We start from the raw sequence: 2593 nt of genomic DNA, 5'->3' as shown, positions 1-2593 counted from the left end.
CTCTCGGCACAGTTCATCTTTGAACTCTGCCGAGAACGATCGCCGAGATCTGCTCATGCTGGTCGGACTCATTTCAGTAGATTCCTATTCTAAGCGGGTCCACTGTCCGAAATCCTTGGGCCGATCATTGACCACTCTGCCGAACAACAGGGGGAATCCACACGCATCGGTGATCCACTGGCTGAGCCTCGGTACCGGAGCATCCGGCACCGTTGCGTTCGGGGTGAATCCCACCAACGAGCAACTCAATCAAGGCCTCACACTCAACGAGACCATCCGCCCAGGCGTCGGCCAGGTAGTGGCCTTCGTCGATCCGCTAGGAGGGATATCCACACCAGGATTCGCGACGTTCTACGTGCCGTGACGGACTGGCGACACTCACGAAGTTTCTGAGCGACAATCTCGCCAACGACCTGTAACCGCTACGCCGGTTCGCGAGGCAGTGTTCGGAATGCGAACGACCTACTCGGTAGCGCCGCAACACTTATCGGTGGTAGCGCCGGGTCGCGGACACGATGCAGTGGAATTGGCTGAACTTCGCGCCCCGGCGTTCCTGAATCTACATGTCCCGCTTACACAACGGAACGACGCGAGACGCTGATCATCGATCACCGGTCCCGCGTCGAATCCGATCCATTGGGTGATCGTCGCCAGGCGTGGCTGGGCTACCACCACCGTCGATAGCTAACTGAAGTTGTACACCTCGGTTGGCACCGGTATGTCCGACACAACGTTCGAGCCGTCCCAGCTGAACATCACGTCAGCATTGCCCTCCGGGCAGCAGTTCGGCTCGTCGCCCACCAGCCACGAATAGTGCACGGTCACCGAATCGTCGGTGCTAGCAGATATCGACGTGAACGCGGACGGGCTCGGGGTGGCAAGCCGGGCGAACTTGTTGTCGTGAAAAAACATGATGTTTTCGGGCGAACTACCAGTGCCGCTGGGGGTCTCCGCGACCGCCCACGTGAGCGTCGGGCAGTTCGGGGTTGTCGCCGTCGTGTGCTCGCCGATTTCGTAGTAATCGCTGCCCGGCGGCGGACCCAATGTGGCTATGACATTCTGTACCAGGTCGGAGCTGGTGTCCAAGCACGGATTCCCTTGGTCCACCGGCACCGCTGCCGATGGATCCGTCGGGTTGTCCACCGGAATCGCCGGGGCGCCCGGCTCCGATGTGCCAGCCGACGGAGCTGTCTCCGACTTGCCCGGCTGGGCCGACGCACCTACCGAACCGCTCACCGGGGTGGGTGCAGATGTCTGCGGTTTCACCGCATCGACTGCGCTGGTTGCAGCCGTCCCCACACTGCCGTCGTCGGAACATCCGGTCGCCAAAGCCAGAACCGCAGCTGCAGCTATTCCTGCGTGTACAAGTGTCTTCATCATCCCCTCGGTCCTCCCGCCGGCGGGCGACCGCCAATCACCGTCGCTCAACAGGTCTTTCGCATTGGGCGGGGTGACTGTTACGCCCGTTGGGTAACGAAATCAATTCGATAGGCGGGACATGCGCCGGTCCGACAGCACCTTTCCGCCGGTTTGGCAGGTGGCCCTCGGATAATCCCGAAGTCTTTCGCGATCTGGGAAAAAGGGCCCCGCGCTTGCGGGCCACGGCTACGGCCACGACGTCGTCGCGGAACTCCTGAGGATAAGGCTTGGGCATAGTCAACATCCTTCCAACGAGGAAATCCTCACAGGTCAGGTGTCAAGTAAACTCTGGCCAGTCCCAAACAGGCTGTCATGGAACGGAAGTAACCACTAGCCACTGCACTGTGCCTCCACCGTTCCACAATGCTTCCGAATTGTCCCTTGCTGCGAAATAAACGTCGCGCGCTTGTGGGCCCGTGAGCCGACCAGATTCGCCCGCCGGTGGACTTGGCCTCAAGAAGTGCGATGGGTCCGGCCCTGGCCATACAGGCAGGCCGCTGGCCAGTCGGTTTGTATCGACCAGCGCAGGTCGATCGACAGTCAGATGCTCGGGCATCAGGGCATTTCTATGACCCGCGGCTTCTGTTGTGGAAGCGCTCGTATTGGCTTCGGCGGCGCCCGGTTCTCCAAATGCTTCACGTCTCTCGGCATCACAGCCAGCGATAAGCGCCGAAGTTAGGCCGGCGGCCAAGACCCATAGGATCAATCGGCCAATTCGCATGTGCAGTCCTCCTCGAACACTCGGATACAAACCCTCTCACCCAACGCAATCAAGCGTGCACGATTCACCATCGATATTCAGACTGACGACGCCACCTTCCAGCGGTACAGCGATAAATACTGCCCGACTAGACCATGTGGGCCATCCCGGACGCCTATTACAGGTCGTAAAGGTGCTGGATTCAGCTCATGGGCTCAGGGGCTTAGGTTCCGCTATATCCAAGCTCGTCGCGTAACCGTGCGCGCTCCACTGCGAGCTGGGCTTGATGCTTCTTTGTCAGGTGACCGGCGGAGAGCGAGAGTACGAAATTGCATTGGTCGTCGTTAAACCTGAATGCACCGATGAGGTAGCCGCTCAACATGCGCGTTAGACGCGAAATGCCCTGCTGTGGTGGACGAATGGGACTTTCTACAGAACCGATTCTGACCACAAGAAGGGCATCTCGCAGATGCA

The 2593-nt window shown here is 59.7% G+C and carries 2 protein-coding genes and 1 pseudogene; 1 reads left to right on the top strand and 2 read right to left on the bottom strand.

Translation table 11 applies throughout. The features are described 5' to 3' along the window. Positions 1 to 364: pseudogene (locus QMK17_RS26105) on the top strand (hypothetical protein); the annotation flags it as partial. 320 nt (positions 365 to 684) lie between these two features. On the opposite strand, the gene QMK17_RS26100 reads toward QMK17_RS26105, so the two are convergent. Continuing rightward, positions 685 to 1380, bottom strand: a complete 696-nt coding sequence (locus tag QMK17_RS26100) for an LppP/LprE family lipoprotein (RefSeq protein ID WP_283512192.1) — start codon at positions 1378 to 1380, stop codon at positions 685 to 687. A 962-nt stretch (positions 1381 to 2342) separates the two neighbouring features. Beyond that, a partial coding sequence (locus tag QMK17_RS26095) for a hypothetical protein (protein WP_283512191.1) occupies positions 2343 to 2593 on the bottom strand: 251 nt, incomplete at its 5' end.

It is taken from the genome of Rhodococcus sp. G-MC3, assembly GCF_030063335.1.
GTDB lineage: Bacteria > Actinomycetota > Actinomycetes > Mycobacteriales > Mycobacteriaceae > Rhodococcoides.
The sequence above is the reverse complement of the archived record's forward strand: the minus strand, read 5'-3'. Positions and strand labels throughout refer to the sequence as shown.